Source organism: Marinobacterium zhoushanense, assembly GCF_014641945.1.
Lineage (GTDB): Bacteria > Pseudomonadota > Gammaproteobacteria > Pseudomonadales > Balneatricaceae > Marinobacterium_D > Marinobacterium_D zhoushanense.
In genome coordinates this window covers 1-624 of record NZ_BMIJ01000026.1, presented here as the reverse complement: position 1 = coordinate 624, position 624 = coordinate 1, and the positions used below count along the sequence as shown (strand labels likewise).

The 624-nt window shown below is 65.4% G+C and carries 1 protein-coding gene; it reads right to left on the bottom strand.

From position 1 onward, the window contains the following. Positions 1 to 51: 51 nt before the first annotated feature. The coding region (locus IEX40_RS22015; protein WP_188752420.1) for an ABC transporter permease subunit at positions 52 to 624 on the bottom strand (573 nt) is incomplete at its 5' end.

The following is a 624-nucleotide window of genomic DNA, read 5'->3' as shown; positions in this document are numbered from 1 at the left end:
CTGGCCGGGGCGGGCAGGGTCGGTTGTGGTTCGTATTTCATGTGGCTCCCCTTACCTTGTCACCAGCGCCATGCGCTTGTTGTACCAGTTCATGAACAGTGAGGTCAGGATGCTCAGGCTCAGGTACACCGCCATGGTCATCGAGATCACCTCCACCGCCTGACCGGTCTGGTTCAGCGTGGTACCGGCGAACACCGAGACCAGGTCCGGGTAGCCGATCGCCGTGGCCAGCGAGGAGTTCTTGGTCAGGTTCAGGTACTGGCTGGTCAGCGGCGGGATGATCACCCGCATCGCCTGCGGGATGACGATCAGGCGCAGGGTGCGCACCTTGGGCAGGCCCAGTGCCGAAGCGGCCTCGATCTGGCCGTGGGGCACGGCGAGGATGCCGCCGCGCACGGTCTCGGCGATGAACGCCGCGGTGTAGATGGTCAGCGCCAGCCAGAGGGCAACGAACTCGGGGATGATGGTCATGCCGCCGCGGAAGTTGAAGCCCTTCAGTTCCGGATGATCAAACGTCAGCGGCGCGCCCGAGAGCAGGAAGGTCAGCAGCGGCAGGCCGAGGATCAGGCCGGCCACGACCCAGGGGGTCGGGAAGATCTGGCCGGTGGCGTCCTGGCGCTTATG